Source organism: Paenibacillus sp. FSL W8-0439 (assembly GCF_038008995.1).
Taxonomy (GTDB): domain Bacteria; phylum Bacillota; class Bacilli; order Paenibacillales; family Paenibacillaceae; genus Paenibacillus; species Paenibacillus polymyxa.
This window is the reverse complement of sequence record NZ_JBBPAK010000001.1, coordinates 1,488,036-1,514,371: the sequence shown is the minus strand read 5'-3', so window position 1 is coordinate 1,514,371 and position 26,336 is coordinate 1,488,036. Positions and strand designations below refer to the sequence as shown.

The following is a 26,336-nucleotide window of genomic DNA, read 5'->3' as shown; positions in this document are numbered from 1 at the left end:
CATTCCCGTTACCTACTCCTTACTGACCGTTTTGCCCATATTGCATCAATACTTTCCCTACAATTGCCGGATCTACCTTTTCACCTGAGCCTCTCCCCATAAACTTCGCACCATAATAACGGACCAACTCCACTGTACGAATCCATTCCACAGGTTCCACCACACCCGAGCTCATTTTTCCTTGTAAATCTGTATGATCTAAAAACTGATTCAACAAAGGTACCTCCACGATTTTATTTAGCTCTGTGGTCACCTTACGGTGAATCATACTGTTCTCATATGTCATCTGCCCATGCATGCCCGCAGGCATTCTATTTTCTGCATTGGACAACTTCTGAGCAGGTAACGAGCCTCCTTCATTGCCGCCCGGTACCTGTACAGTTTCCTGATTATTGGCTCCGGCCCAGCCAAACAGGGCGCCTAACATAACATCATCCTTCAAGCGCCAATAGAGAGAATCCCGTTGCCCTTGCGCAAATGCTCCCGTACGTGGGTCCTTAAAGCTGTTATCCCAACTGTAAGCGGCTCTTTCCGAAGCAGTAGAAGCAACCTGCACCAATATAGATTTTTGATATATATACAGGCAAAAAAATAACATTATAAAAATGACCAACAGCAGAATGGGAAAGACGAGGGAAGCCTCCAAGGAGAAGCTCCCGTCCTCTTTTTGTACCAATTTGCGCAGCATTATGAATCCATAAAGTCGTTACTTTTTTTATCTGCCTTTTTCAACAGCCCTTCTACAATTTTCTTAATCTGATCTTTAAAGATAATCGCCACCGCAATCAGAATCGCAATGATCAAGATCATTTCTAACGTCCCCAAACCATCCTCATTCTTGTACAATTTACGAATACTACCTGCTACAATTGTCATCATCATTTTATTCCTCCTACATATTCATCATCATTAAAGCCGGAGCACCCACCAGCACAATGACCGTTAGCAAAATTAGTGCCATCGGGAAGACTAACTTTGAAGAAGCCTGTTCCCCTCTTGTGCGGCTAATTGAAGTCCGCTTGCTCCATAACGTCTGAGATAACTCACGTAAAGCCATTACAAAATCGCTCCCACCACGCCTCATATTCAATAAAACTGTCGTTGTAAATATCGTCACTTCTTGAATACCACAACGTTTGCTCAGATGTTCAAATGCCTGTTGAAAGGAATAGCCACTTTCCCATTCCCCCACTGTCTGCCGCAATTCCCGATACAATGGATGTACCGTATCCGCCCCTTTACGTTCCACGCAATGAAGCAAAGCCCGTTGTACCGTCTCTCCCGCACCAACTAGAAGCATCATTTTACTCAATAATTCAGGCAATTCCATTAAGATTTGCTGATCCCGCTTCTGTACTTTCCCATGTAAATCCTTGACCAGCGCAACTGGCACCAGAATACCGAGCCCCAAGCCAAGCACCAGCCCAGTCCCTTCCCCGCCCATCATAAGCGATATTAAAGCTCCACCAGCAGCCACCATATATCCGTAACCCAACATTTCTGCCAGAAAAAGCATCGTTTTTTCTCCGCTGTGGCGCATACCATACAGCTTCTGTATCGAACGCTGTAGCTTGAACATCAGCAAAGGCAGCCTATGAGTGGCACGTGAAACATGAAGCATGTGTACAAAAGGCACCGAAAGTTTTTGCAGCCGCATTCCTTCCAGTTTCATATGGCGAAAATGTGCATACTTAGCAGCGTACATTTGGTTCAGCACCACCCAACCTCCCACTTGCAGAACCAGCATGACCAGACAAACCAACATCAACACACCCATCACTCCTTACACCTCAATCTTCATAATGTGGTTGATCCACACGAGACAGCCACCAAGCACCAGAAGACAAAAGGTTGATAAAATCCTACCTGTACCGCTGTATAACGGCATCATGTAGTCTCCCGCTGTCACTGTCATAAACAAAACAAACAAAAAAGGTGCTGCAAACATAACCCTCGATTCAAAGCGCTTCTGCGCAATCATTACACCGATCTCCTGCTGAATTTCCAGCTTCTCCCCAATGACACTTGAAGCCCGTCGTACGACTTCCACCAGATCACCTCCGGTTCGTTTGCAAGCCGCAAATACGTCCGCAAAATTCGTAATATCCTCCATCTGGGCCCGACGAGCCAAATCCTGCAAAGCAGCCTCTACAGGCTGTCCGATTTCAAGGCAGGCTGTAATAATGTTAAATTCAAAAATCAGATCGTGATCTCCATCCGGACTAAGCAACCTCAAATCCTCTACAGCCTCACGAAACCCATTCTCCACCGACCTTCCCGCTGAAAGAGAAGAAGAAAGCGAGTATAAAGCCTGCTTGAATTGAATGCTTAAAGCAGACCTACGTCGTTGCAGCAAAAACTTTCTAAAATAACGAGGCATCACCACAGCTCCAGCAGCACACAGCAACGATAATATCCATTGGTGATAAAATAGATATCCGATCATCGCGAACAACACTCCACTAAAGAGAATGCACATACTTTTTTGTACAGTCGATAAGGTATACACCGTATAATCCGGCAGAGAAGGGACCTCACGCGACACTTGCTTGCCAGTCGCCTTTCCTGTTCTCATACCGATACTCCTTCTCTGTGCCAGCTTTCCGGCTTGATTCCGGCCATTTGCAGCTTCAATGTATGTTGCAGCCCCACACCACAACGCTCCAGTTCCCCTACGATTTGTCCTTTACTTTCTCCGCGTTCCTGGAAGCGATAAAGGGGATTCAATCTTACCTCACCATTTTCAAAGCCAATCACTTCGCTAATTTCCAGCACCCTTCTGGATTTGTCACGTAGTCGTGACAGATGAACGAATATATCAATGGCCGAGCTGATCTGCTGCCGTACTACTCCAAGCGGAAGCTCTGCTCCTCCGAGTACCATCGTTTCCAGCCGGCTGACCATATCGCGGATATTGTTCGCATGCCCAGTTGACAATGATCCATCGTGTCCTGTGTTCATCGCTTGCAGCATATCCAACGCCTCACTCCCTCTGACCTCACCCACCACGATGCGATTGGGCCGCATACGCAGGGAGGAACGGATCAGATCACGAATCGTGATTTCTCCCTTCCCCTCGGTGTTCGCGTTCCGTGTTTCCATGGAAACCAGGTTGGGGACAGTCACAATTTGCAACTCTGCCGAATCTTCAATCGTAATAATCCGTTCAGACGAAGGGATGAACTGGGATAATGCATTCAGAAAAGTTGTTTTACCAGAACCCGTTCCGCCGCTTATAAAAATGTTGTACTTGCTACGTACCAAGTCTTTGAGCATAGCGGCGGCTTCTGTATTGAGCGCACCTATTCGTATCAAATCATCCATCGTCATGGGACGCTCGGGAAACTTCCGTATGGTCATTGTCGGCCCCTTGAGAGCAACTGGCGGCAGCACAATATTCACACGTGATCCGTCCTTTAATCGGGCATCCACAATGGGAGAAGCCTCATTCACAATTCGGTTCACCCCGGCTACAATTGTCTGGATCAAATCCTCCAGTCGTTCGCGGGATTCGAATTGATCGGACACCTGAATCACCTCACCTGCCCGCTCTACAAAGATTTCCCGATGACTGTTGATCATGATTTCCGTAACGGTCGGGTCATCAATCAATGGCTGGAGCACATCCAACCCACGGAAAGAGTTGAAAATTTTGCGGACAAGTGCATGCTTCTCTCGGGAAGTTAAGCTCGCTAGCTCTACGTCGTGTAAAATTCGCTTTTCGATATGCCGTACTAGATCTGTATCCTTTACTGAGGACGTTACGTCCAGCCCGTTACGAATATCTGCGCGCAATGCCTTAAATTGTTCCTCATTCATGTTCATCATCCCCTTAAGACCAAGCAGCCGTCGACTGTGCAGCGCTCTCCATATCCAGCAGCTCGCGGCACAAATGGCGGATTTCCCGCTGATAAATCGGTGAACTTAGCAGCAGTTCACGATGCTGCATCTGTTTCCATGAAGGTATATAGGGTAACGCACCGTTCAGCTCCATAAAGTCACGAGGTAACGAGTTGATCATAGTTCCCATGTAGCGGTTCACCACAAAGCTGGTTTTGCATATCATGGCTTCAAGCCCCTCAGGCTGCGTAGTTTCTAAAACATCCAGCCATAATCCGCACTTGTGCATACTCATTAAATCGTCAGCGAGCAACCAGATTAGCTTATGACTAGCTTCAAACACGGCTTGAGCCCGCTCACCATGTTCAGAATCGCTATCTACGATCACTACATCATATTGCCCGCTTTCACCAATCGTTCGAATGAGCTCTTTCGCTTCAACACAAGTCATATCCGTCAATTCCTTGCGATTATAGACAGGTTGAAACGTATCAGCCTGAATTTCAGCACGACGTACACAATAGGAAGCCACAGATAACGAAGTACCCTTATTTCCCTCCGACTTGAGGTCATACAGTAGTCTGGACAGTCCTTCTCTTTCTCCTTGTGCTCCGCTAGAACTGTCTGAACCAGTAAACAACGAGCTTGAATCCACCGTTTCCAGATTCAAATAAAATACCGAATATCCCTCATTCCCCAGTTGCTTGGACAGATTGAGCGCGGCCGTTGTCTTGCCCAATCCGCCTGAAGCTGCCACCATGCCGATAATCATTCCACCTTCCCGACTGTTTACGCTTTTCCGACCATTCGACCTCTGTCTCGCCGTTTCCAAAATAAAACCGACCAGCTCAGATAAAGGCTGATATTTTAATACAGGCTGCCCATATTCGCTTACTTGTTCTCCCTCATGTAATACCAAACAAGGAATATCTGCATCTTCCCGAGCTGTCCATAGACTCAGAAAAGACATTTCACCTACTACCACATCTGGCCTTTTCATTCCGCTGGTTTCCATCATGTATTGATGAAATGCCTCCGGCTGCGAAAAAGCCGTTATTCTGAGCCTTCTGGCGTACTCGCTTCCGTGAACATAATTCAGCAGAGGCTCAATATAATCCCGACCTTCTACGGCCAATACCACTTTTACCGGAACCAATACGCTCATCCCCTTTCCCAACACAACAACGCAAAAAAGCACCGTTCATCCATCCGTAAGTACATACGGTTGGTGAACGGTGCTTCCGTCACGTGCAATCTATTTACTGGTAGAATAGCATAGCACCCTATGTTAGAGCAAGTATTTTTTGCGCACGTATTTTCCTAGAATCCTGGTACTAGGAGAAGGCGGGCAAGTCTAGCCCCGCCTCCTACGATCTTCAACTTAGTAGAATTTGTGGTGACGACGATGACAGTCATGATGGCGATGATGACGATGATGACGACGTTTCCGGCAATGACATTTCTTATCAAAGTCTTCATGTTTCCAGTGATCACGTTTAAATTTTGGTTTAAACTTAATGACAGTCACCTTAATGATTTTCTTAAAAACACGTTTTTTTGGCTTTGGAAAATGACAATCATGTTTACGATGTTTATACATTCAAACTCGCCTCCATTTCTTTGAGATAGAATATACTATGGAAGCAGTGAACAACCGGTAACCAGCATATGACTATTTATGAATGGATTGGGCATTTTAATAATCTGTCTCCAGCTTAATATCCGGATCATAATCCGCCACGATAAGAACATCCATATGACGTGCTTGACGGAGAATCCTCGGCACGACCGCACTCTTCCCCCAACAGCTACTTCGGGAAGACTGCCCCACAATGAGCTGCGTGCCTGAATATCCTTCCACTGGAGCAATCAAAATGTCGGCAATTTCGCGTCGGCTGGAAACAAGCCGAATTTCAAAGGTTCCCCCCAGTCGGTGGGTCAGCAACTTTAGTTGTTCCAGACGAGGGAGTAACCTCTCCGGTATACGCTCACCAACATGAACATAAGTCACAATCCATACAGCCTTTAGGCGAAAGGCGATCCGAAAACCGCGGCGAATCAACCTTTCAGCATTTTCGCTTAGCGTCACGCCTACAAAAATCACTTCCTCCCTGCGCCACGGTCCCCGAAGTGACTCATGCCGATCCCAGGATTCCAGCCGCTCATCTACATCATCTGCCAATTCCCGCAAAGCAAGTTCACGCAGCGCAATTAGATTACCCAGCTTAAAAAAGTGGCTAAGTGCCTGCTCTACCTTCGCACGATCGTAAATTTTGCCTTCACGCATACGCTGCTGTAACGATTTGGGAGCCACATCCACAAGCTGTACTTCATCGGCCAGACGCATCATATGGTCGGGGACAGTCTCTCTCACCCGAATGCCAGTAATTTGTTCTACGGCGTCATTCAAGCTCTCCAGGTGCTGCACATTCATTGTGGATATAACAGAAATACCTTGCTCCAAAATGGCCAGTACATCCTCATAACGTTTAGATTTCAGACTTCCCGGAACATTGGTATGTGCCAGCTCGTCAATTAGCACTACCTCAGGATTACGCCTGAGAATGGCTTCAGTGTCCATCTCTTCCAAATGTGCACCATGACGCTCGATAGACTGGCGGGGAATCATCTCTAGAGAGCCTACCTGGGCTAGTGTTTCTGCTCTTCCGTGCGTTTCCAGCAATCCGATCACCACATCAATCCCGCTTTCCAGCAGATCATTTCCCTCTCTCAGCATGGTGTATGTTTTGCCGACCCCCGGAGCAGCACCAATGTATACTTTGAGCTTGCCCCTCAGGATTTTGGCTTCCTCAGCCTGTACTTCCTCAACACTCAAACGATGATACGGGTCAGTATCTCCTTCCTCCTGTCTCATCGTTGGCAAAATCCGTTCACCCTCCTGCTCGGCTCGGTCCGCAATCAACAGCAGGTCCATATTTTTCATTCGTTTTAAAATTCCGTTCACCAGTGATCCTCTAACCAGCTCCTGCCATGGAGTCTGACGAGAATGCCCCATAACAATTCGGGTAACATTGTGAATCACCGCATAATGGATAAGTTGACGTGGTAGCCTTCTACGGGAAAGGAGCGGGATTTCTTCAAATGTCGATCCGATCTTGTCAGCCAACTGCTCAATGGAGCGCTTGAAGGCTGCTGATTCCTTGGACAACTTGCTTTTCGAGCTGACAAAGGAGACCACCAGCATATCTCCACCCAACCGCTTGGCCACCTGTTCCCCCCTGCGTACATAAATGGACCCATTCCAATGATACTGGACAGGCACCAAAATACGCTCTGCTGCTCCTGACGCCCCGTGTAAGCCTAGCTCCTCCCGGTGACGTTCCAGCGAATCATTCACATCCTCTGCCACCAATCGCAGAGCGAGCTCACGCAATTTACCCAGATTTCCCCGGTGAAACATCTCAGGATTGGGCGTATGCATGTAACCTTTCGCCAGCCGTTCCAGAATCATCTCCGGGGTGGCATCAATTAAACGAATTTCATCCGCTAGCTCCAATGTATCAACCGGAACCGTATACTCCGCTTCAAAGCCTGTCAGCTGATATACCCACTCCGTGATCCCTTCGAGTTCATAAACATTGACCGTCGTAATGACGCTAATTCCCATCTCCAGCAAATACCGTATATCCTCCAACCTTGTTGGAAATGAGGCGTCTTTTCGGTTATGATGTGCCAAATGATCCACCAGCACCACCTCAGGATTTCGTGCCACCAAAGCTTCCACATTCAGATCCTTTTGCTCCTCGCCATCCTTCATCCAATGAATACTGGGTACTCGCTCTAGGGAACCGACCTGTTCCACGGTCTCACGCCGCTGCAGAGTCGATACCGCACAAATTACAACATCAATCCCTTCATGCTGCAGCGATTGTCCCTCCTGCAGCATATGATACGTTTTGCCCGAGCCACTGACCGCACCAATGTATATTTTGAGTCTGCCTCGATGCAGTTTGTTAATGGAATCCAGTATTTCCTCTGGTGATTTACGTTTGAAGCTCTCCAATTTCGTTCCTCCCCGCAGCGTAACAGCTCGTTCCGAACCCTTTTGTGTGGTTGTAAAGAATGTACTCCCGTGTCCCGGTTAATTCAAGATGGCCCAACAAGCTTGCTTCAAAAAAAGCAGCACAATTTAGCATAAGCGTAAAAAAGCGTGCATTCAGGCACTTTATGCCCGTCTGCACGCTATTTTGAGTAATTCATATAGGATCACTTCCTACGAGACTCACTTGCTATTTTCGCCAACGATTCCTCGCTGTTGAAATAACTTTCGCCATATCACACCATGAGACGGGGAAAATAGAAAAGCCAAAAGCAGCAACACACCCGATACACACAGCATACATGCCGCAATAGAAGCATCCAATACAGTTGCTGTATAAAAGCCTACGATTGAACTAATGGCTCCAACTCCGACGCTGTATGCAATCATACGGGACAGCTTCTCCGTCAGCAAATAAGCGGTAAGCGGCGGTACAATGAGCATGCCAACCACTAGAATTGCACCCACGCTCTCAAATGACGCCACTGTTGTTAACGATACGAGACTCATTAGCAGATAATGAAAAAAAACAACCGGAATGCCTAATGAAGCTGCCAATGCAGGATCAAAGGAAGTGACTTTAAATTGCTTGAAAAAGCCCCCTACCACGAGCAGATTGATCAAAAACATCGCGCCCGTAATCCACACAGCCCTCGGACCTATATCGAAGCCAGCAATCTCTATCGTATTCCACGGGACATAAGCAATTTCCCCATACAAAACGTGGTCCATATCCAGATGAGCATTGGAAGCAAACACACTGATCAGTAAAACACCGATAGCAAACAATGTTGTAAACACCACGCCAATGGCAGCATCACTTTGCAGACCGCTTTGTTGGAATAGCTGAATCAGATACACGGTTAGAAGCCCCAGCACGGCTGCACCAAACATCATCCACACCGAATCCCTCGATCCACTGATTAAAAAGGCAATGACAATACCAGGCAGTACCGCATGACTGATTGCATCACCAATCATAGCCATTTTCCGAAGCACGAGAAAGCATCCGACGATACTACATCCCCCTGCCACTAACATTCCCGTCAGAATCACATAAAATGAACTCATAGGGCACGCTCCTCCCTTGGATGTGCTCCGACTCCCCGCTCCAGACTTTTTCTGGCGTTCAACCGAACGATAGCCTTGGAAATCATTCCGCGCTGTGGTGCAAAGATCAGACTTACACCAAATACCACAGTCGCACACAACACGCACAATGGTCCTGTAGGCAGGTTTTGTCCCAGAGAGCTAATAACGGTCCCACCCAGACCCGCTATAGCACCAAACAAGCCTGAGAGGCATACCATAACACCCAGCTTCTCTGTCCAGTATCTTGCCGACACGGCCGGGGTAATTAGCAGAGCAGCCATCATAATGACGCCCACAGCTTGAATACCAGCCACCACCGCAATAACAATCAACAGCATCAATAACTTATCCAGTAAACCTGCCGGAAAACCAAGTCCACGGGCAAAGCCGGGATCAAAGCTAAGCAGCTTAAATTCCTTGAAAAATAATATACATATTCCGATGAGCACCACCGAAATTACCGCCATCGTATAGACATCAGACAACACCATTGCCGCAGCCTGGCCAAATAAAAATTTATCCAACCCACTTTGGTTGCCTGCACCACTATGCTGAATTTCGGTCAACAACATAATGCCGAAGCCAAAAAACACGGACAGCACCGCTGCAATCGCCGAATCGCTTTTAACTCGCGAATACCGGGTTAACGCACTGATGGCAAAGGTAGCAACAATCCCTGCAATGGCTGCCCCAATCATAAATCCAAATATGGATTTTGTGCCTGTGATCATAAATGCCACACATACCCCCGGCAAAGCCGCATGGGCCAAAGCATCTCCCATAAGTGATTGCTTACGCAAATACATGAAACTTCCAATCACCCCGCTGCTTAAACCGAGTAAAATGCATCCTAGCAGAATCCACTGCATGTTCGGGTCTGTCAAAAGCGCCACCAAGCTTGTCATATTGCTCACCTCACTCCGAGTATCGTGCCGGATTCCGAGCCTGTTTTGAGTATACTCAGACGTCCACCATACGTACGTTGCAGATTTCCCTCGGTAAAAATATCTGCGGTCTCTCCAAACGCCATCAGATGCCCGTTCAACAGCATAACCTGGTCAAAATAATCCGTAACTGTAGATAAATCATGATGGACGACAAGCACGGTTTTCCCCTGCTGTTTTAGATCGTTAAGTAATGAAATAATAGCTTTTTCTGTTGCAGCGTCCACACCGACAAACGGTTCATCCATAAAATAAAGCTGAGCGTCCTGCGCAAGTGCTCTCGCCAAAAAAACACGTTGCTGCTGCCCGCCTGACAATTGACTAATCTGCCGGTCTGCAAATTTGCTCATTCCAACCTTGTCCAAACTCTCCATCGCAGCCTGACGATCTGCTGCTCCCGGACGCTTAAACCAGCCCAGTCTGCCGTACCGTCCCATCATAACCACATCCAGGGCATTCGTCGGAAAATCCCAATCCACCGACTCCCGCTGCGGTACATATCCAACCTTGAGTAGCTGTTGCTTATAGGGCTTGCCGTATACCAGCACCTCACCCCTGAGCTTTGGAATTAGCCCAAGCACGGCCTTGATCAGTGTAGATTTGCCAGCTCCGTTGGGACCAATAATACCAATCAGCTTGCCTTCCGGCACCTCAAAGGAAACATCGAACAAAACGGGCTTTTTTTGATATGCTACCGATAAATTACGAACAACAAGTGGTGAATGTCCCATGTGTCTACGCCTCCTTATTTAAGAGCTCTAACGATCGTATTCACGTTATGCTTGACCATTCCAATATATGTTCCATCTTCTGTACCCTCTTCACCCATAGCATCCGAATACAGCTCGCCGCCAACCTTTATGGTATGACCTTGCTGAGCTGCACCCTGGATAACGGCATCGATGGCCTTTCTCGGCACACTCGATTCTACAAATATGGCTTTAATTTTATGCTCCACCAGATAATCTCTCAGCTTGGTCACATCTTGTGAGCCTGCCTCTGACTCGGTACTCATACCTTGAAGGCCTCTTACTTGAATCTGGTAAGCGTCTCCGAAATAGCCAAAGGCATCATGTGCTGTGACAAGTACGCGCTGAGCCTTCGGTATACTGGCAATCTGCTCTCTCGTGTAATCGTCCAGTTCTCGTAGCTCAGCGAGATAAGCTTCGGCATTGGCCTTGTAATCCTCCGCATGAGCAGCATCCAGTTCCGACAATTCATCTCTGACGGTTTCTACCGCAGACACCCAGTTTTGTACATCAAACCAGATATGCGGATCATACTCAGACCCCATTTCTGGGCTAGCTGCACGCAATAGATTTTGAGCAATGTTTTTGGACACGGGAATAACGGGCTTTTGCTTGCTGATTTTCTCCAGAATGTCCTGCATTTTTCCTTCCAGATGCAACCCGTTATAAAAAATGATGTCGGCTTCATCCAGTTTGCGCATATCTCCCTGAGACGCCTTGTACAAATGTGGGTCAACACCTGACTTCATAATTCCCGTGACCTCCACATGAGCACCGCCGACCTTCCCGACAATGTCAGAGATCATACCGATGGTAGTTGTAGCCTTTATTTTTTGCCCAGCCTCCTTCGCAGCTCCCTGCTCTGTCTTCTTGGCATCTGTACATGCCGTCGCTAGAACCAGAACCAGAGACAACACTCCAACCGTCGCTACCCATTGCGGCAAAGCCTTCTTAAACTGCTTGTTCATGTTTTAAAATCCTCCTCTTAATATTTGTTTTGGGACAAACTATTTCCTTGAGACAATTATTTTTTAACTACGCTATATTTTAGAGTATACACTAAAATTTTTACCTGAGGAAACATTTTTGAGATATAAATCTTAACTATTCTTTTATATCGTTCGATTTTGGCTCTCCGAATGTGTAATATATAGAAGATATCCAGTCGCTATACCAAAGAAACCATACAAAGAAGGTGCAGGTCATGGACCCAACAGGATACAGCCCTTATCGGAACAAACGTCGGCAAATACAGTTACGAACAATAATGCTCATATTTATGCTGGTATGTTGTCTGCTTACCCTAACTTCCTGTGCTCGGGGTGACATTCATGTAGATGTTCATCTGGATCAAAGTGTAGATATGGATGCAACGTTCAGCGTAAACAACCAGACACTGATGATGTTGGACAATCCGGGGCTGCTCGATCGATTAATTCAACGTATACAAAGCAACAATGTAGACGTACAGCCGCTATCGGAGCAGGGGAGAAAAGGTTATCAAATAAAGGGGCATTATCAAGGGGATTGGAGTACAAACCAAAAAAATCCCGATCAGGGTTCAAATCTGCCTGAGGGATTAGAAATAAATCGCGCAGTGAGCCAGCATTTTTTCACAACCAATATGGATCTTACGCTTAAGCTCGATCTACCTCGGATGCTTCCTGAAGAAGCTCGTGGCCTGAGTGATAAATTAGAACAAATGAATGTGTTCACACGTAAATTACTAGAGCGGCAACTGGATCTTAACTTCAGCCTTTCCCTACCCATCCAGCCTGCTTCCAGTAATGCGGACCGTGTGTCGGATGACGGAAAGACACTCTATTGGGACATTGCTCCATTAGAGTCTAACGAGCTAAAATTGTCGGTCAATGTACCCAATGTGCGCCATATCGTGTATGTATCGGTTACGGGTCTTCTACTGATCGCAGTAGCTGTAATATTACTGATTCGTAATGATCGCCGCAAAAATAAACACAAAAAAAGCAACTAAAAAAATCGTTGCCTAATTTCTGGTGGGGGGATCTGACATTGATCTTCTTCATCCTTGCCAAACCAACGATATCGGTTACGAGCTACCCAGTTATAGACTGCGTTGCGCACAAATCGGGGAATCAAGATGAATACATAAGCCAGCGGATATGGAAAACGAAGGCGTTTGGCAATCCGTAAAGCTGCGGTTGACCTTGTATAATACGTACCGTCTTCAATCAGCACGAATGTATCCAGTTGATCTGTAGACAGTCCACCTGCACGTAAAAGTTCTTGTCCTGCCTCGGATTGCAGGGAACCAAAATGGAATATTCCCTTAGGATCACGTTTGATAATGAAGCGGGTTGCTCCCTGACAAAAGTGGCATACCCCATCCACCAATACAATGGAATGTTCGATATGGATATGACTAGACTGGTTCATCAACGCACTTCACCTCCACAGAGAAATCAACGGCATGAAAACGCAACAATTCAATTATAAACAAAAAAACGTCGAAAATATCCGACGCTTGTCTAGAACTGTATAATCCTTACCTGTTCGAAAAACTAGCTCAATGCTTTCTCAAACAGCTGTTTAGCATTAATTTGCTCTAAAAACTCTTCATGGAACTGATCCATACACTTGCAGATAAAATCCTTATGGCATACCGGGCAAGGTGTCGTTAGCAGTCGACTAATATTCGTCAAAGTCCACTCCGGATTACGTTGAGAAAAAACGCGGCACTCCGTTCCATCGGCCAAACTCATTTTAAACTCATAAAGCCCTTCCTTTTCGTTGCTACCAGCCAGCGTGAAATTAACAATATTCGGTCTGTAAGACATCATATCACCCGTATTTTTCAAATTTGTTTCGTACCTGATGACCAGAATCACCTATGACATCTTAATGAATTTTGGCGGTGATGTCAAATGGTTGCACATATCAGCGGATCAAGATTTAGGTGCAAAAGCCGCCGATCCATCGGCGGCCGTGTGTGAAATCTTTAAAAAATGCGGTCAAATGACGTTGAGTTCAACATCAATATTACCACGAGTGGCTTTAGAGTACGGACAAAAATCATGTGCTTGGCGTGCCAAATCTTCCGCCTGGGAACGCTCAATCCCCGGTATTTTTACATCCAGACGCACCGCTAACTGGAAGCCGCCGTCGCTTGAGTCCTTACCGATCGATACGTGGCTGGTGACCTCTACATTGTCCACCTTTACCTTAGCTTTACGGGCCACATTCGCCAACGCACTTTCATAGCATGCACCATAGCCTGCCGCAAACAATTGCTCCGGATTCGTAGCATCTCCACCTGCGCCACCCAATTCCTTCGGTGTGCTTAGCTTATGCTTTAGTACCCCGTCTGAAGAAGCAACTGAACCATCTCTTCCACCATGTACCGTTGCTGATGCTGTGTATAACGCTTCCATGATTTCATCTCTCCTTCTCCATCTTATTTGCATTCCGCAGGAATCCTCATCATGTTAATACATGATTTCCTTCTCGTATGTACTTTAAACGAGCCACGCAAAATGAATCATTTCAAAAGGGATAATAACCCTTTTATTTACCGTTTAGTTCCACTTCTTTTATGTTTACACTATATGTTATAAGCCCCTAACTTGATGAGCCGCCTACACTTAGAAAATTCAAAACGACCAAGCTGCCCCTTGAGAGCAATATAGCTTGGTTTTTTCCATTGTTTAGTTTTAATTAAGATGGCCAATTGCTTCAAAAATACGATAAATTTGCTTAACCACATAAAAGTTGCACTAGACAAAAACTATTGTGGGTGTACAATAGGGATAACGCAATCGCTATGTCACTAATAATATATTTCAATATGAACAAAGAAGGTGAAGCGTATGAAAAATTCAAAGGGCAACTTCGCGGAAATCGCTTCACTATCGGAAGTGAATCGTTCTTTGAGCGTTCCGAAGGATGGCACCTGGTTTCGGAAGTTTCTTGCCTTTGCTGGACCAGGCTATATGGTCGCTGTCGGCTATATGGACCCTGGCAACTGGGCTACAGACATCGCTGGGGGATCAAAATTCGGCTATACACTGCTTAGTGTCATTCTAATCTCCAACCTGATGGCCATTCTGCTGCAAGCCTTATCTGGCAAGCTCGGTATTGCTACAGGTAAAGATTTGGCTCAAATGTGCCGTGATGCTTACAGTCGTCCTGTCGCGATCGGCTTATGGCTTTTATGCGAAATTGCCATTGCAGCCATGGATTTGGCCGAGGTCATCGGTTCAGCCATTGCACTGAAGCTGCTGTTCGGTCTCCCGTTGCTATACGGAGTCATCATTACCGCATTTGATGTTATGCTCATTTTGCTGCTGCAAAATAAAGGTTTCCGGGCATTGGAAACACTCGTCATTGTATTAATGGCCACGATTGCCGGCTGTTTTGGCATTAATCTCATTTTGGCACAACCGGAATGGGGCGGCGTATTGGGTGGCTTTGTACCGGACTCACAAATATTGACGAATCCAAGCATGCTGTATATTGCCATCGGTATTATGGGAGCTACTGTAATGCCACATAACCTGTATCTGCATTCTTCTATTGTACAAACTCGCAAATATGAGCAGACATCAGCAGGTAAACGGGAAGCTATTACATTTGCAACTTGGGATTCCAGTATAGCGCTCATGTTCGCTCTATTCATTAATGCAGCCATCTTGATCGTAGCAGCTGCCGTGTTCCATACAGCAGGAAGAACAGATGTAGCAGAGATTAGTGATGCCTATTATCTGCTTTCGCCATTACTGGGAACCACACTTGCGAGCATACTGTTTGGAGTGGCATTACTCGCCTCAGGTCAAAACTCGACCGTGACAGGTACTTTAGCCGGACAAATCGTGATGGAGGGCTTCTTGAACCTTCGTCTCTCACCTTGGTTGCGTCGTTTGGTGACCCGTCTTATTGCAATTATTCCGGCAGTCATCGTCACTGCGATTGCAGGTGAAAAAGGTGCAGAAGAGCTACTTGTGCTAAGTCAGGTTATTTTATCCATCCAGCTCCCTTTTGCCATCATTCCATTACTGCTCTTTACCAGTGACAAAAAGATTATGGGTGAATTTGCAAATAAAATGTGGCAAAAAGTAATAACCTGGATCGTGACTGCTGTCATCATTATCTTGAATGTAGTCCTCATTATTCAGACGATTACAGGTTGACAGACTGTTTGCAAGTAACCAATAAAAAAAGAGGTATTCCTGGAGTCCAAAAATAGCCATGGAATACCTCTTTTTATTCATTTATTTTTCCAATATGCTTAGAATCAACGCTGCATTCTGTTCAACAAAAAACATAATACCTACTGTTTCTTTCGTATATTTACGGCTCTCTGTTTTTGTAAACCTATACATCATTGGATTGTAATGATATAATCCGACTATAATCCTTTACTAAATATTTAGTATAAAACATTTACCAATAAAGTTATGGAGGAGATATCATCTTGAGTACGACACGTGTAATGGTTCTTGGGCTCTTGCTACAATACGGAGCAATGTCTGGATATGAAATACAACAGAAAATGCAATCAGCACAAACGGATAAATGGGCTTATGTGCAACCAGCTTCCATATATCACGCCTTAAAAAAACTGGACTCAGAAGGTATTGTGCGTTTAGAAACATTGGAACAGACAGGGAATCGGTCTAAAGCTATATATGCTATTACGGAGGCTGGGAAAAGCGAGTTTAGTCGGCTTTTAATCGAATCATTTAAAGAAACTTCTGTTGTGTTTCCAACAGCCCTGTACACAGCTTTGACTTTTATGGATGAGGCTGGCCTCCATGAAATAGAAGAAGCTTTAAGTTTTCAGCATCAAGCCATTGAAAAAATCTATAAAGAAATGAAACTAGGGCAAGAGCAAAAAGCTGAACTTATGGATATCCCTGTAAACGTCATGCTAATTTTCAAAAATATTTATGATCAATGCGAGCTTCAATTAAAATTTGTTAAGCAAATTAAAGAGGAAATCAGAAGAAATTCATAAGGAGGATGTAGTAATGAAAATGAGTAAAGGGGTACACAATAAGCAAAAGGCTGCTCTAATCGTTGTCGGATTAGCTGTATTCATTGACATGTTAATCTATGGATTAGTCGTACCCATTTTGCCAAGATACGCAGATTCTCTCGGAGCCACTCAAACCGAAATCGGATTTTTGTTCAGTAGTTATGCAATTGCACTATTTATAGCTACTCCTATTTTGGGTCTGTTAACGGATCGAATTGGGAGAAAGACTCCTCTGTTATGGGGGTTAATTGGACTCATAGCTTCCACTTTAATGTTCGCCATAGCCCACACCTTCTGGCTGCTTGTACTGGCACGTGCTCTTCAAGGGGTCGCAGCCGCAATGACCTGGACAGCAGGGCTCGCTCTGCTGGCTGAGCTATACCCATCTGAAGAACGCGGCAAAGCCATGGGCTTGGCGTTATCTGGGCAAGCCGCTGGAACCCTTCTCGGACCGACAATTGGCGGTTGGTTGTATCAATGGGGAAGTTACCAACTCCCTTTTTACTTTGCCATCGCATTGGCTGTCGTTGATGCTATACTTCGATTAGTACTCCTGCACGATATTCCGGAAGAGAAAAATGAAAAGTACGTATCTCCTTTTTCGTTCATGAAAAATAAAGATTTGCTTTTGGTTATCGGGGTTGTAATTATCGGGGCATCTGTCCCAAGCGTACTTGAGCCAACATTACCATTACACCTGCAGCACAATTTTAGCGCTAATCCAGGAGTTATCGGATTGTTATTTGCTATTCCCACACTTGCTTATGGCCTGGCAACACCCTTTATAGGTCAATTCTCCAGCAAGATCGGCTATAAAAATGGAATTCTCCTCGGTCTACTTATGGTATCCATTGCTCTTCCTCTAACTGCACTTCCAGCAATATTATCACTTCAAGCTGTTATTTTAGCTGTTTTAGGAGTTAGCATGGGTATGGTTCTTGCTCCCTGCTTACCTCAACTTGCTGATATTTCTCAACGAAGTGGCATTCATTCTTATGGAATTACTTTTGCACTCTATAACACGGCATACTCGATTGGTCTAATGATCGGCCCTATTTTGAGCAGTACTCTCACCGATTTAATGAATATTCAATTATCTTACTTAGTCATTGGTATGATTGTATTAATATACATGTTGGTACTCGCTTCAGCCATAAGGAAAACCAAAAATTCATCAAACAATGTAAAGCTAAGTAAATAAGTGAACAACAAATTCATATCACCTATAAGAAATAAAATACTTCCTTTGCAGCTATCCATCCCAGAGCATCCTAATCCATAGAAAAAGGTATCCTCCAAGCTTATCGCTCAGGGATACCTTTTTCATCCATCTATGACTTAACTGGCTTTACCTTCATTAGCGCTTCAAGCGCGAGATTCAGCTTGAGCACGTTCACACGCGGCTCGCCGAACACTCCGGCGCTGCGGCCTTCTGTCTGCTCCTGCACCAGCGCCTCCAACTGGTTCTGCCCCATCCCCGTCAAGCCACTAATACGCGGAATTTGAGCCTGTGCCGCCTGTGGCGAGATGTGCGGGTCCAGACCGGAGCCGGAGTTCGTAATCAGGTCCACTGGAACCTGACTGATGGGTACATCCGGGTTATGCTTCTGCCAATCCGCAATAGAATCCTTGATCCGCTTCACCAATGCCGGGTTCGAGGGTGCGTAGTTACTTGAGCCTGAACCAGCTCCATTATAATCGATACTTGATACCCGGCCTTGGAAAAACGCTGGATTGGTAAAGGCCTGCCCAATCAGCTCAGAGCCGCTTACCCGCCCCTCCGTGTCACGAAGCATACTGCCGTTTGCTTGCTGCGGAAACAGGACTTGCGCCACTCCTGTGCTGACCAGCGGGTATGCCAAACCGCACAATAGGATCATTAGCACAGAAGTTCGCAAAGCCACTCCAATAACCGTGCTTCCTCGCATCTCTTGTCTCTCCGGTTGATTTTCCGGCACTGCCTCCGTCCCTGTACGCTCGTTATGACCTTGTCCGCCAGACCCGGCTTTCTCATGTGCAGCAAATCTGCGTCCAGACAACATCCGATAAAAACCACTCATGTCGCTCACCCTTTCTGCACTAAATCCACAAATGTACCAGCAAATCAATGGCCTTAATCCCGACAAACGGTACCACCATACCGCCCAGACCATAAATCAGTAAATTCCGTCCCAATAGCCGATCCGAGCTCATTGGCTTATACTTTACACCCTTCATTGCCAGCGGAATCAGAAGTGGAATAATGACTGCATTAAAAATAAGCGCCGATAAAATAGCCGATAACGGGGAGCCCAGCCTCATGACGTTCAATGCACCCATTTGCGGAATAGCCAGCATGAACATCGCCGGGATAATGGCAAAATATTTAGCCACATCGTTCGCAATACTGAACGTTGTCAATGCCCCACGTGTCATAAGCAGCTGCTTACCGATGGCGACCACCTCAATAATTTTGGACGGATCAGAATCCAGGTCCACCATATTAGCAGCTTCCTTGGCCGCGACTGTGCCGCTATTCATGGCAAGACCGACATCTGCCTGCGCCAGCGCAGGCGCATCATTGGTACCATCTCCGGTCATAGCCACCAGCTTACCCTGTTCCTGCTCACGGCGGATAACCGCGATTTTGTCCTCCGGCTTGCTCTCAGCTACAAAGTCGTCCACTCCCGCTTCCCGTGCAATGGTAGCTGCTGTCAGCGGATTATCACCTGTACACATAATCGTGCGGATGCCCATTTCCCGGAGCTGATCAAAGCGCTCCTTCATGCCCGGCTTCACCGTATCCTTCAAATAAATAATGCCGTATATCCGATCATCCAGCGCCACTGCCAGCGGTGTCCCCCCTTCTGCGGCTACCTGATTCGCTTTTTCCTCCAAATCGGTCGGAACACTGCCTTTTTGCGATACAACCCACTGCCGGACAGAGTCCACGGCGCCTTTGCGTACTTTTCGTCCATCGACGAGATCCAGACCACTCATCCGGGTTTCTGCCTTGAACTCGATAAAGGTTCCACCTGCTGCCAAGGATTCATCCAGCGTGTATTCCTGCTTACGCATCAATTCCAGTACCGAGCGTCCCTCAGGCGTCTCATCCTTTAGTGAACTCATCGCTGCCCATTTCGCTAGCTCTGCCTTTTCTATACCATCTACAACCACGAATTCACTCGCCATCCGGTTACCGAAGGTGATGGTACCCGTTTTATCTAGAATCATCGTATTGATGTCCCCGGATGCTTCTACCGCCTTGCCTGACATGGCCAGCACGTTAAACTGGGTAACTCGGTCCATACCAGCAATCCCAATGGCCGACAAAAGCCCGCCAATCGTGGTCGGAATCAGACAGACCAGCAACGAAATCAGCACGGGGACAGGCAAATCAATCTTAAAATGACGGGCTATCGGGGCCAGTGTCACCACCACAATGAGAAAAATAATCGTTAAGCTAATCAGCAATGTATTCAGCGCAATTTCATTTGGTGTTTTTTGCCGCTGTGCACCTTCCACGAGCGAAATCATTTTATCAATAAACGTTTCACCCGGCTCAGTCGTAATCCGCACCTTAATGCGGTCACTGACTACCCGCGTCCCGCCGGTTACCGAGCAAAAATCACCGCCCGATTCCTTAATGACCGGAGCTGATTCTCCCGTAATTGCAGATTCATCCACCGAGGCCAGGCCTTCAATAACCTCACCATCGCTTGGAATCATTTCGCCCTGAGAGACGATTACCAGGTCACCTCTACGCAATGCTGTTGAGCTGACCACCTGAATCTCATTCCCGACGAGCTTATTAGCTTGTGAGTCCTGCTTGGATTTTTTCAAGGAAGCTGCTTGTGCTTTCCCCCGTCCCTCCGCGAGCGCTTCAGCAAAGTTAGCAAAAAGCAGCGTGAACAACAAAATAATAAATACAGCCAAGTTAAAGCCCATTTCCTTGCCGGTTCCAAAATAACCGGGAAGCAGCAGCATGAGCAGTACGACCAATGTGCCGATCTCCACGACGAACATGACAGGATTTTTCATCATGATCATCGGATTTAATTTGATAAAGCTATCCTTGACCGCCTGCTTCAAGATGCTTCTATCCAGCATGCGTTTGCGTTGTTCCTTCATGATCAAGCACCCCGTTCATCCATTCTCATTTTCCTTCTATGCTCATTCTTCATCACATGGTCAAAAATTCAGCTACAGGACCCAGTACGATCACCGGCAAAAAGGTTAACGCACCAATCAACAGGACCACTCCGATTAGGATGGCTCCAAACAGCTTGTTGTCCGTGCGCAGTGTACCCATCGTCACCGGGGTCGGCGCTTTGGCATTCAACGAAGCCGCCACAGCCAGCAATGCAATCATGGATACATATCGTCCAAAGAACATAACCGCTCCTGTTGTAACGTTCCAAAACACGTTGTTATCCGAAAGACCTTCAAATCCCGAGCCGTTATTTGCCGCAGATGATGCATATTCATAGAGCACCTGAGTCAACCCGTGATATCCGGGGTTAGAGACCGCATCATATCCCCAATGACTCATAAACGCAAGCGCAGTGGGAGCAAGAATAAGAAACGGATGTACCAAAATAGCAATTGCAATCAGTTTCATTTCCTTGCCTTCAATTTTCCTACCCATAAATTCCGGGGTTCTTCCGACCATCAGTCCGCATATAAACACTCCCAGAATCGCATACATCAGCATATTCATCAGCCCGACGCCCTTGCCGCCAAAAATGACGTTTAGCATCATTTCTCCCAAAGCAGCCATACCACCTAGCGGGGTCAATGTATCATGCATATTATTGACCGAACCTGTCGTTGCCGCCGTTGTGACCGCAGTGAATAATGCCGATTGGCCAATACCGAAACGAACTTCTTTCCCTTCCATGCTTCCCTGAGATGCATCCATACCCAGTGCCTGGATTAACGGATTACCTGTTTTCTCCGACACATACGTTATGGATAGAAAAATAAGGAACAAGACCATCATCGAGCTGAAAATAATCCAGCCCTGCTTGCGATTACGGGCAAACAATCCAAATGTATACGGCAGCGAAGCCGGCATTACCCACATTGCCAAAATTTCCAGTACGTTCGTCCAAGGATTTGGATTTTCAAAAGGATGTGCAGAATTAGCTCCCGCAAAACCGCCCCCGTTCGTGCCCAAATGCTTGATGGATTCCAATGAGGCAATGGGTCCCATAGCAATCTGCTGCTGTGTACCACTTAAAGTCGTAATATCCGCCGTGGGTTGTAGCGTCTGTGGTACTTTTAATCCCACCAGCACCAGCGTAAGTACAAAGGCAAGCGGCAGGAAAATCCGTATGTTGGCTTTAATAAAATCTTGAAAAAAATTACCCAGCCCTTCACCGCGCCGCGTCAATCCCCTCATAAAAGCCGCAGCAACCGAAAACCCCGAAGCAGCCGAAGTAAACATCATCATCGTGACGAACGCCATCTGCGTCAGATACGTAAGCCCGCTTTCTCCGCTGTAATGTTGGAGATTCGTATTGGTCATAAAGCTGATTACTGTATTAAATGCCAATGATGCTTCCATATTACTGTTCCCAACCGGATTGCCCGGAAGTATAGCCTGCAAGCGCAATAGCAGGTAGCTGATCCCCACAAGCACCACATTGGTTGCAATGAAACTCATAGCGTACGTGGTCCAATGCATGCTGTCCTGTTTCTTCAAGCCTACAGCCTTATAAATCAGCTTTTCCGTTCCACCAAAAATCCGATCCGTCCGATTCGGTTCATTCGAGAATACGTGATACATATAGGTGCCCATCGGCTTTACCAAGAGCAACAATATGATGATCACAATCCCAATTTGCAGTAGCTCCATCCTCTATTCCTCCTTAAAATGCTCCTGCATTTGGAACAACAGACCTGATTCAGACCATCCATTGAGTGCACACGTTTGCGAAAATCTGCATCTCTGATGCTGCATTCTTGATCTGCTGTTCCCGCCTGCTCGATCCTATAGTTGACTAGAATTTTTCAGGATTCAGGAGTGCGTAGATTAAATACACGAACACAATAGCCGTAAGTCCTAGCACAACGATCATCCTCTTCGCCCTCCTTTTGAGGTCTGCGCATCACACCAGCGTACAAACAGCAGTATCACTCCATAACTCACAGCCATTACGAGCAGCATGTATAAATCCATCATGTTCATACCCTCCGTATCGCTTTTCAGATTGCCCTTTTGATTCCATCATAAAATCATAAACCAGCTATGTTATAAGTGCTTATCCGTTCAGCAGGAAACCCACCTCTCCGTTCAATGTGTAGATCACATGGTCCGCTCCCAATCCCCGATAAATTCCTTGTGGATTACAGCCGTGCGTAATAACATAGATCAATTCTGATGTTAGTGGCCGACATATTTGCAGGAAACGGCAAGTTAGATTCAAGCTGTTTTCAAACAAATACACACTACCAATTTCTTTTTTAGGAAAATTCCATTTTCCCGCTTGCATCGTATTGATGCGCACAATGTGCTCCACACCCATTTTTTTGAGCTGTCGTTCCTCCTGGGTGCTATTTGTGAGAACTGCAAACGCCAATTTTTTGAACATAAGCAATTTCACAAAACTTCTGCCCGCTTCATTCGGTGCAGTGACAATAATTAACCGACCTTCCATCAGTAGCTCCTCTCCCGGTATAAAAAGACAACAAAAAGAAGCCGAAGGAAAAAGGCTTCCTCCGGCTTCATACATTCCATGATAAAATAAACCATGGCTGCACACGGCGGTTTGTTGCCTCTCCCTGTACGCTTACGAGGTTAGCTGTCGGATTCGGACGTGAGAGTCGCCCTATTTACGGCACTTGGCCGGAAAATTCACCCCATGAGACACACGGCTTGCAAAGCCGTATATACTCGTTGGTTCCCCCGCTTTTGCAACTGCAAAATTCAGCGCTTTAGACAATTCGTTGTTGCTTCATTGTTGTTAATTTGAAATTACGTCTTGAATCATACACCCGTGCAAGGAAGACTGTAAAGCTCAACGGCAAGGCTATAAATCACCCTTTAGAGCATAGAAGATTAAGGATAACGCTTACAACCAACCTATGCTTCTCGTATCTCTCTAAAACTCTGTATTTCACCTCTTTTTGAAAATGAAAGGCATGTCAATATTGGCGTAGGGTATGGTACGGTTGCCCTTTATTTATAAAAAAGAAAGAAAATGCGCTATATGTACTAGATAATTATCGAATGAACCCTCTTTTATAAGAAGAAACACCTCAATTTGCTCCATTTGAAGTGCGATTTACCGTTTTGAACAAAAGACGATTTTACAATGCACAATGTCTGTAGACTCTTCTGGACTTGCAACCCCTTGTTGAATTGTTCACAATTTAATTGTAGAATATTGAATTAGGAGGGATATCATGAGCGTATATAAATATGATGCACAGACCCTACAAGGGGCACAAATTCCGTTATCCACATACGAAGGGAAAGTTCTTCTTATCGTGAATACTGCCAGCAAATGTGGGTTAACCCCCCAGTACAAGGCGCTACAAGAGCTATATGACCAGTATCATGAACAGGGGCTCGAAATTTTGGGATTTCCCAGCAACCAGTTCGCCAAACAAGAGCCGGGTTCCAGCGAGGAGATCTCCGAGTTTTGCCAACTCAATTACGGAGTGACTTTTCCCATGTTCGCCAAGACAGATGTTAACGGTGATCAGGCACATCCTCTATTTCGCTACCTGACCCACACTGCTCCAGGCGTATTAGGCTCCAAAGCGATCAAATGGAATTTTACTAAATTCTTAATTACACGAGAAGGTAACGTATTTAAGCGTTATGCGCCGCAAACCACTCCAGACAAGCTTGTAGGAGATATTAAGAAGCTTTTGCAGAAAAACTGACAATCTTTATGCATTACAGTTAACGAGCGGTCCGTTGTCCATACGACCGCTTCTGTGACGGGAGGATATGACGAAAAGTATTTAACAAAAAAAGCATCCCTTCACGTAAAACGTGTCAGGATGCTTTTTCAACTGGGTACTGCATATAATGCGGTCGAGAGGACTCGAACCTCCACGGGCGTACGCCCACTACCCCCTCAAGATAGCGTGTCTGCCATTCCACCACGACCGCATGTCATAATGTATTGAGGCAACAGATTTATTATACTCTCTCAGCAACAATTTGTAAACAAGAATATTATAATTATTTTTAATGTAACTTTATATAACATATATAAGCAATAAAATTATTTAATTTGACACAATAGAGCTGTAAGTGTAAAAATATATTACATAAATGTTCGATTTCTTATTACAAATCAATATTCAAGTCAAATAACATCACACAAATATTCACTTCAAGGAGGCGAACCGTCCTGCATAAAGGTAACCGGTTGCTAAACTACGCATTATTGTTGGACCCTTCCTTACCTATTGGTGGTTTCACCCGTTTCTACGGATTGGAGGAGCGTTTCCGCGCCGAACACCTGAACAGTCTTCAGGATCTGAAACATTACATGCGAGACGATTGGTATCCTCAAATCACAACCCTTGACGGCATGGCCATTAAAAGTCTGTATGCAGCCATCCAGCAGAATGACGGTTGGCGGATCGCCCTTATTGATAAAATGTTGCACACCCAACATCCTTCCTCGCAGCATGTAAAAGAGTCGCGACTTTCTGGCCAGCGACTGCTCAAGCTCACCAAGGCTCTTTATCCTTGGCTCGCATTTGACCAACTGGAAGACACACTCACTCAATACAATGCAATTGGCACACTCGCTACTGTCCACACTTGGATTAACTCCCTCCTCGGAAGCGATATAGAACAGACCATTCACGGCTATTTTGCCACAGCGGTATCCTTCTGTATCGAAGATGCCTTTAGACTGCTCAATCCTCCTTATGAGGAAAAAAATCCTCTTATCGATCATATGACCAGCGAGTTGCTTACCACCTGGAAGAAGATTAACAAACCTACGCCAAGCTCATATCAGCGCCATCTTTTCCACAGCCATCGGACCAGCTCCTATATCACTCAGCCACCCTATATGAGCCATAGCAGCCAATTGAATGCATCCAGACCCTTTTCCTCCTCCGTCCTATTTAAACACCTTCCAGCATCCCTCTGATGCGTCGTTTACCAATCTAGCAGTCACAATAAAAATACTCTGCCCTTTTCTCAAGCGGCAGAGTATTTTTATTCATGTATCCCAAATTCACACCAATAACAGACCATAGTCGGATTATTTTCACTTTTTGCACTTAATTAAGTAATTATTTTAACAAAATACCGTATTTAAGATTGTATAAACACGTATAAAAGTGTATCATAGTTTTAGATGGTTAATTCTAACATGTTTACTGATGATTATTATATCACACCAATTATTCCGTAAGAATCCGTAAGGGGCGATTTCTCTTGAACAACAAAATGCCTGTCACCTCCTTCGGGTGGGCCATCAAACAAAGGCTTGTCGAGCTTCGGCTGGATCAGAAAACATTTTGCGAGACACATAATATTCCGCCTTCACGCTTGTCCAATCTGATTCACGGCACCCGCAAAGCACAAAGGTACAGAAAACAAGTTGCTGCAATTCTGAATATCGACGATAACGATTATAAGGAGGCGACACCACACTAAACCGAACAAGCATTTCAGC

At 45.8% G+C, this 26,336-nt stretch carries 26 protein-coding genes, 1 tRNA gene and 1 riboswitch; of the genes, 7 read left to right on the top strand and 20 right to left on the bottom strand.

Annotated features, from left to right (window positions below):
- Positions 1–19: 19 nt before the first annotated feature.
- The 11 genes from MKX36_RS06455 to MKX36_RS06405 all read right to left on the bottom strand — a co-directional run bounded on the left by MKX36_RS06455 (position 20) and on the right by MKX36_RS06405 (position 11,653).
- Positions 20–688, bottom strand: coding sequence for a TadE/TadG family type IV pilus assembly protein (locus tag MKX36_RS06455; protein WP_117288628.1), 669 nt, complete (start codon positions 686–688; stop codon positions 20–22).
- A complete protein-coding gene (locus MKX36_RS06450; protein WP_016820682.1) occupies positions 688–882 on the bottom strand; it encodes a Flp1 family type IVb pilin in 195 nt (64 codons plus the stop codon). The genes MKX36_RS06455 and MKX36_RS06450 overlap by 1 nt, the downstream gene beginning before the upstream one ends.
- A gap of 10 nt (positions 883–892) precedes the next feature.
- A complete protein-coding gene (locus tag MKX36_RS06445) occupies positions 893–1,777 on the bottom strand; it encodes a type II secretion system F family protein (protein WP_257126795.1) in 885 nt (294 codons plus the stop codon).
- 6 nt (positions 1,778–1,783) lie between these two features.
- Positions 1,784–2,575: a type II secretion system F family protein gene (locus tag MKX36_RS06440; RefSeq protein ID WP_045244026.1), complete on the bottom strand. Its 792-nt coding sequence runs from the start codon at positions 2,573–2,575 to the stop codon at positions 1,784–1,786.
- Positions 2,572–3,819 carry a CpaF family protein gene (locus MKX36_RS06435; protein WP_045244027.1) on the bottom strand — a complete coding sequence of 416 codons (1,248 nt, stop codon included), beginning with the start codon at positions 3,817–3,819 and terminating at the stop codon, positions 2,572–2,574. Before MKX36_RS06435 ends, MKX36_RS06440 begins: the two co-directional genes overlap by 4 nt.
- Before the next feature lie 13 nt (positions 3,820–3,832).
- Positions 3,833–5,005 carry a ParA family protein gene (locus MKX36_RS06430; RefSeq protein WP_340864430.1) on the bottom strand — a complete coding sequence of 391 codons (1,173 nt, stop codon included), beginning with the start codon at positions 5,003–5,005 and terminating at the stop codon, positions 3,833–3,835.
- A gap of 531 nt (positions 5,006–5,536) precedes the next feature.
- Positions 5,537–7,864 carry a histidine kinase gene (locus MKX36_RS06425; protein ID WP_340864429.1) on the bottom strand — a complete coding sequence of 776 codons (2,328 nt, stop codon included), beginning with the start codon at positions 7,862–7,864 and terminating at the stop codon, positions 5,537–5,539.
- A 219-nt stretch (positions 7,865–8,083) separates the two neighbouring features.
- Positions 8,084–8,971, bottom strand: a complete 888-nt coding sequence (locus MKX36_RS06420) for a metal ABC transporter permease (protein WP_340864428.1) — start codon at positions 8,969–8,971, stop codon at positions 8,084–8,086.
- Positions 8,968–9,897, bottom strand: coding sequence for a metal ABC transporter permease (locus MKX36_RS06415; RefSeq protein WP_340864427.1), 930 nt, complete (start codon positions 9,895–9,897; stop codon positions 8,968–8,970). The genes MKX36_RS06420 and MKX36_RS06415 overlap by 4 nt, the downstream gene beginning before the upstream one ends.
- 5 nt (positions 9,898–9,902) lie before the next feature.
- Positions 9,903–10,667, bottom strand: coding sequence for a metal ABC transporter ATP-binding protein (locus tag MKX36_RS06410; RefSeq protein WP_102998537.1), 765 nt, complete (start codon positions 10,665–10,667; stop codon positions 9,903–9,905).
- 14 nt (positions 10,668–10,681) lie between these two features.
- A complete protein-coding gene (locus MKX36_RS06405; RefSeq protein WP_016820692.1) occupies positions 10,682–11,653 on the bottom strand; it encodes a metal ABC transporter solute-binding protein, Zn/Mn family in 972 nt (323 codons plus the stop codon).
- A 236-nt stretch (positions 11,654–11,889) separates the two neighbouring features.
- Here MKX36_RS06405 and MKX36_RS06400 point away from each other — a divergent pair, with 236 nt between their 5' ends.
- Positions 11,890–12,678: a DUF3153 domain-containing protein gene (locus MKX36_RS06400; protein ID WP_340864426.1), complete on the top strand. Its 789-nt coding sequence runs from the start codon at positions 11,890–11,892 to the stop codon at positions 12,676–12,678.
- Here the strand turns inward: MKX36_RS06400 and MKX36_RS06395 are convergent.
- From MKX36_RS06395 to MKX36_RS06385, 3 genes are all read right to left on the bottom strand, one after another.
- The gene (locus MKX36_RS06395; protein WP_025364320.1) at positions 12,675–13,100 is read right to left on the bottom strand and encodes a thiol-disulfide oxidoreductase DCC family protein; all 426 of its coding nucleotides are present in this window, start codon (positions 13,098–13,100) and stop codon (positions 12,675–12,677) included. The genes MKX36_RS06400 and MKX36_RS06395 overlap by 4 nt on opposite strands.
- Positions 13,101–13,225: 125 nt before the next feature.
- Complete coding sequence (locus tag MKX36_RS06390) at positions 13,226–13,552, bottom strand: hypothetical protein (protein WP_017426537.1); 327 nt, start codon at positions 13,550–13,552, stop codon at positions 13,226–13,228.
- A 123-nt stretch (positions 13,553–13,675) separates the two neighbouring features.
- The gene (locus MKX36_RS06385) at positions 13,676–14,095 is read right to left on the bottom strand and encodes an organic hydroperoxide resistance protein (RefSeq protein ID WP_117288617.1); all 420 of its coding nucleotides are present in this window, start codon (positions 14,093–14,095) and stop codon (positions 13,676–13,678) included.
- Positions 14,096–14,530: 435 nt separating this feature from the next.
- Here MKX36_RS06385 and MKX36_RS06380 point away from each other — a divergent pair, with 435 nt between their 5' ends.
- The 3 genes from MKX36_RS06380 (at position 14,531) to MKX36_RS06370 (ending at position 17,899) form a co-directional block, all read left to right on the top strand.
- Positions 14,531–15,850 carry an Nramp family divalent metal transporter gene (locus MKX36_RS06380; RefSeq protein WP_019686568.1) on the top strand — a complete coding sequence of 440 codons (1,320 nt, stop codon included), beginning with the start codon at positions 14,531–14,533 and terminating at the stop codon, positions 15,848–15,850.
- Between the two features lie 284 nt (positions 15,851–16,134).
- Positions 16,135–16,677, top strand: coding sequence for a PadR family transcriptional regulator (locus MKX36_RS06375; RefSeq protein WP_016820697.1), 543 nt, complete (start codon positions 16,135–16,137; stop codon positions 16,675–16,677).
- 13 nt (positions 16,678–16,690) lie between these two features.
- On the top strand, positions 16,691–17,899 hold the full coding sequence (locus tag MKX36_RS06370; RefSeq protein WP_340864425.1) for an MFS transporter: 1,209 nt from the start codon (positions 16,691–16,693) through the stop codon (positions 17,897–17,899).
- A gap of 130 nt (positions 17,900–18,029) precedes the next feature.
- Here MKX36_RS06370 and kdpC read toward each other — a convergent pair whose 3' ends face one another.
- From kdpC to MKX36_RS06350, 5 genes are all read right to left on the bottom strand, one after another.
- Positions 18,030–18,758 (bottom strand): potassium-transporting ATPase subunit KdpC, encoded by a 729-nt coding sequence (gene kdpC, locus MKX36_RS06365; RefSeq protein WP_340864424.1) that lies wholly within the window; start codon positions 18,756–18,758, stop codon positions 18,030–18,032.
- Between the two features lie 19 nt (positions 18,759–18,777).
- Positions 18,778–20,808, bottom strand: a complete 2,031-nt coding sequence (gene kdpB, locus MKX36_RS06360; RefSeq protein ID WP_340864423.1) for a potassium-transporting ATPase subunit KdpB — start codon at positions 20,806–20,808, stop codon at positions 18,778–18,780.
- A 52-nt stretch (positions 20,809–20,860) separates the two neighbouring features.
- Entirely contained in the window at positions 20,861–22,537 is a 1,677-nt protein-coding gene (kdpA, locus tag MKX36_RS06355; protein ID WP_016820701.1) for a potassium-transporting ATPase subunit KdpA, read from the bottom strand.
- Positions 22,538–22,682: 145 nt separating this feature from the next.
- Positions 22,683–22,760 (bottom strand): K(+)-transporting ATPase subunit F, encoded by a 78-nt coding sequence (gene kdpF, locus MKX36_RS25375; RefSeq protein ID WP_080561203.1) that lies wholly within the window; start codon positions 22,758–22,760, stop codon positions 22,683–22,685.
- A 183-nt stretch (positions 22,761–22,943) separates the two neighbouring features.
- On the bottom strand, positions 22,944–23,339 hold the full coding sequence (locus MKX36_RS06350) for a hypothetical protein (protein WP_016820703.1): 396 nt from the start codon (positions 23,337–23,339) through the stop codon (positions 22,944–22,946).
- A 113-nt stretch (positions 23,340–23,452) separates the two neighbouring features.
- Positions 23,453–23,624: riboswitch (cyclic di-AMP (ydaO/yuaA leader) on the bottom strand.
- Between the two features lie 463 nt (positions 23,625–24,087).
- Here MKX36_RS06350 and MKX36_RS06345 point away from each other — a divergent pair.
- Positions 24,088–24,573 (top strand): glutathione peroxidase, encoded by a 486-nt coding sequence (locus tag MKX36_RS06345; RefSeq protein ID WP_016820704.1) that lies wholly within the window; start codon positions 24,088–24,090, stop codon positions 24,571–24,573.
- 149 nt (positions 24,574–24,722) lie between these two features.
- Here the strand turns inward: MKX36_RS06345 and MKX36_RS06340 are convergent.
- Positions 24,723–24,805 (bottom strand) — tRNA-Leu (locus MKX36_RS06340).
- A 262-nt stretch (positions 24,806–25,067) separates the two neighbouring features.
- Here MKX36_RS06340 and MKX36_RS06335 point away from each other — a divergent pair.
- Complete coding sequence (locus tag MKX36_RS06335) at positions 25,068–25,805, top strand: urease accessory protein UreF (RefSeq protein WP_340864422.1); 738 nt, start codon at positions 25,068–25,070, stop codon at positions 25,803–25,805.
- A gap of 290 nt (positions 25,806–26,095) precedes the next feature.
- On the top strand, positions 26,096–26,317 hold the full coding sequence (locus MKX36_RS06330) for a Rha family transcriptional regulator (RefSeq protein ID WP_013369935.1): 222 nt from the start codon (positions 26,096–26,098) through the stop codon (positions 26,315–26,317).
- The last annotated feature ends 19 nt before the right edge of the window (positions 26,318–26,336 follow it).

Bases quoted from the DNA above. Each gene is read 5' to 3' on its own strand.
- kdpC (WP_340864424.1), bottom strand. From the start codon at position 18,758: ATGAGTGGTTTTTATCGGATGTTGTCTGGACGCAGATTTGCTGCACAT.
- kdpB (WP_340864423.1), bottom strand. From the start codon at position 20,808: ATGAAGGAACAACGCAAACGCATGCTGGATAGAAGCATCTTGAAGCAG.
- MKX36_RS06450 (WP_016820682.1), bottom strand. From the start codon at position 882: ATGATGATGACAATTGTAGCAGGTAGTATTCGTAAATTGTACAAGAAT.
- MKX36_RS06400 (WP_340864426.1), top strand. From the start codon at position 11,890: ATGGACCCAACAGGATACAGCCCTTATCGGAACAAACGTCGGCAAATA.
- MKX36_RS06395 (WP_025364320.1), bottom strand. From the start codon at position 13,100: ATGAACCAGTCTAGTCATATCCATATCGAACATTCCATTGTATTGGTG.
- MKX36_RS06435 (WP_045244027.1), bottom strand. From the start codon at position 3,819: ATGAATGAGGAACAATTTAAGGCATTGCGCGCAGATATTCGTAACGGG.
- MKX36_RS06415 (WP_340864427.1), bottom strand. From the start codon at position 9,897: ATGACAAGCTTGGTGGCGCTTTTGACAGACCCGAACATGCAGTGGATT.
- MKX36_RS06380 (WP_019686568.1), top strand. From the start codon at position 14,531: ATGAAAAATTCAAAGGGCAACTTCGCGGAAATCGCTTCACTATCGGAA.
- MKX36_RS06385 (WP_117288617.1), bottom strand. From the start codon at position 14,095: ATGGAAGCGTTATACACAGCATCAGCAACGGTACATGGTGGAAGAGAT.
- MKX36_RS06370 (WP_340864425.1), top strand. From the start codon at position 16,691: ATGAAAATGAGTAAAGGGGTACACAATAAGCAAAAGGCTGCTCTAATC.
- MKX36_RS06440 (WP_045244026.1), bottom strand. From the start codon at position 2,575: ATGAGAACAGGAAAGGCGACTGGCAAGCAAGTGTCGCGTGAGGTCCCT.
- MKX36_RS06350 (WP_016820703.1), bottom strand. From the start codon at position 23,339: ATGGAAGGTCGGTTAATTATTGTCACTGCACCGAATGAAGCGGGCAGA.
- MKX36_RS06420 (WP_340864428.1), bottom strand. From the start codon at position 8,971: ATGAGTTCATTTTATGTGATTCTGACGGGAATGTTAGTGGCAGGGGGA.
- kdpF (WP_080561203.1), bottom strand. From the start codon at position 22,760: ATGATCGTTGTGCTAGGACTTACGGCTATTGTGTTCGTGTATTTAATC.
- MKX36_RS06445 (WP_257126795.1), bottom strand. From the start codon at position 1,777: ATGGGTGTGTTGATGTTGGTTTGTCTGGTCATGCTGGTTCTGCAAGTG.
- MKX36_RS06405 (WP_016820692.1), bottom strand. From the start codon at position 11,653: ATGAACAAGCAGTTTAAGAAGGCTTTGCCGCAATGGGTAGCGACGGTT.
- MKX36_RS06345 (WP_016820704.1), top strand. From the start codon at position 24,088: ATGAGCGTATATAAATATGATGCACAGACCCTACAAGGGGCACAAATT.
- MKX36_RS06430 (WP_340864430.1), bottom strand. From the start codon at position 5,005: ATGAGCGTATTGGTTCCGGTAAAAGTGGTATTGGCCGTAGAAGGTCGG.
- kdpA (WP_016820701.1), bottom strand. From the start codon at position 22,537: ATGGAGCTACTGCAAATTGGGATTGTGATCATCATATTGTTGCTCTTG.
- MKX36_RS06410 (WP_102998537.1), bottom strand. From the start codon at position 10,667: ATGGGACATTCACCACTTGTTGTTCGTAATTTATCGGTAGCATATCAA.
- MKX36_RS06455 (WP_117288628.1), bottom strand. From the start codon at position 688: ATGCTGCGCAAATTGGTACAAAAAGAGGACGGGAGCTTCTCCTTGGAG.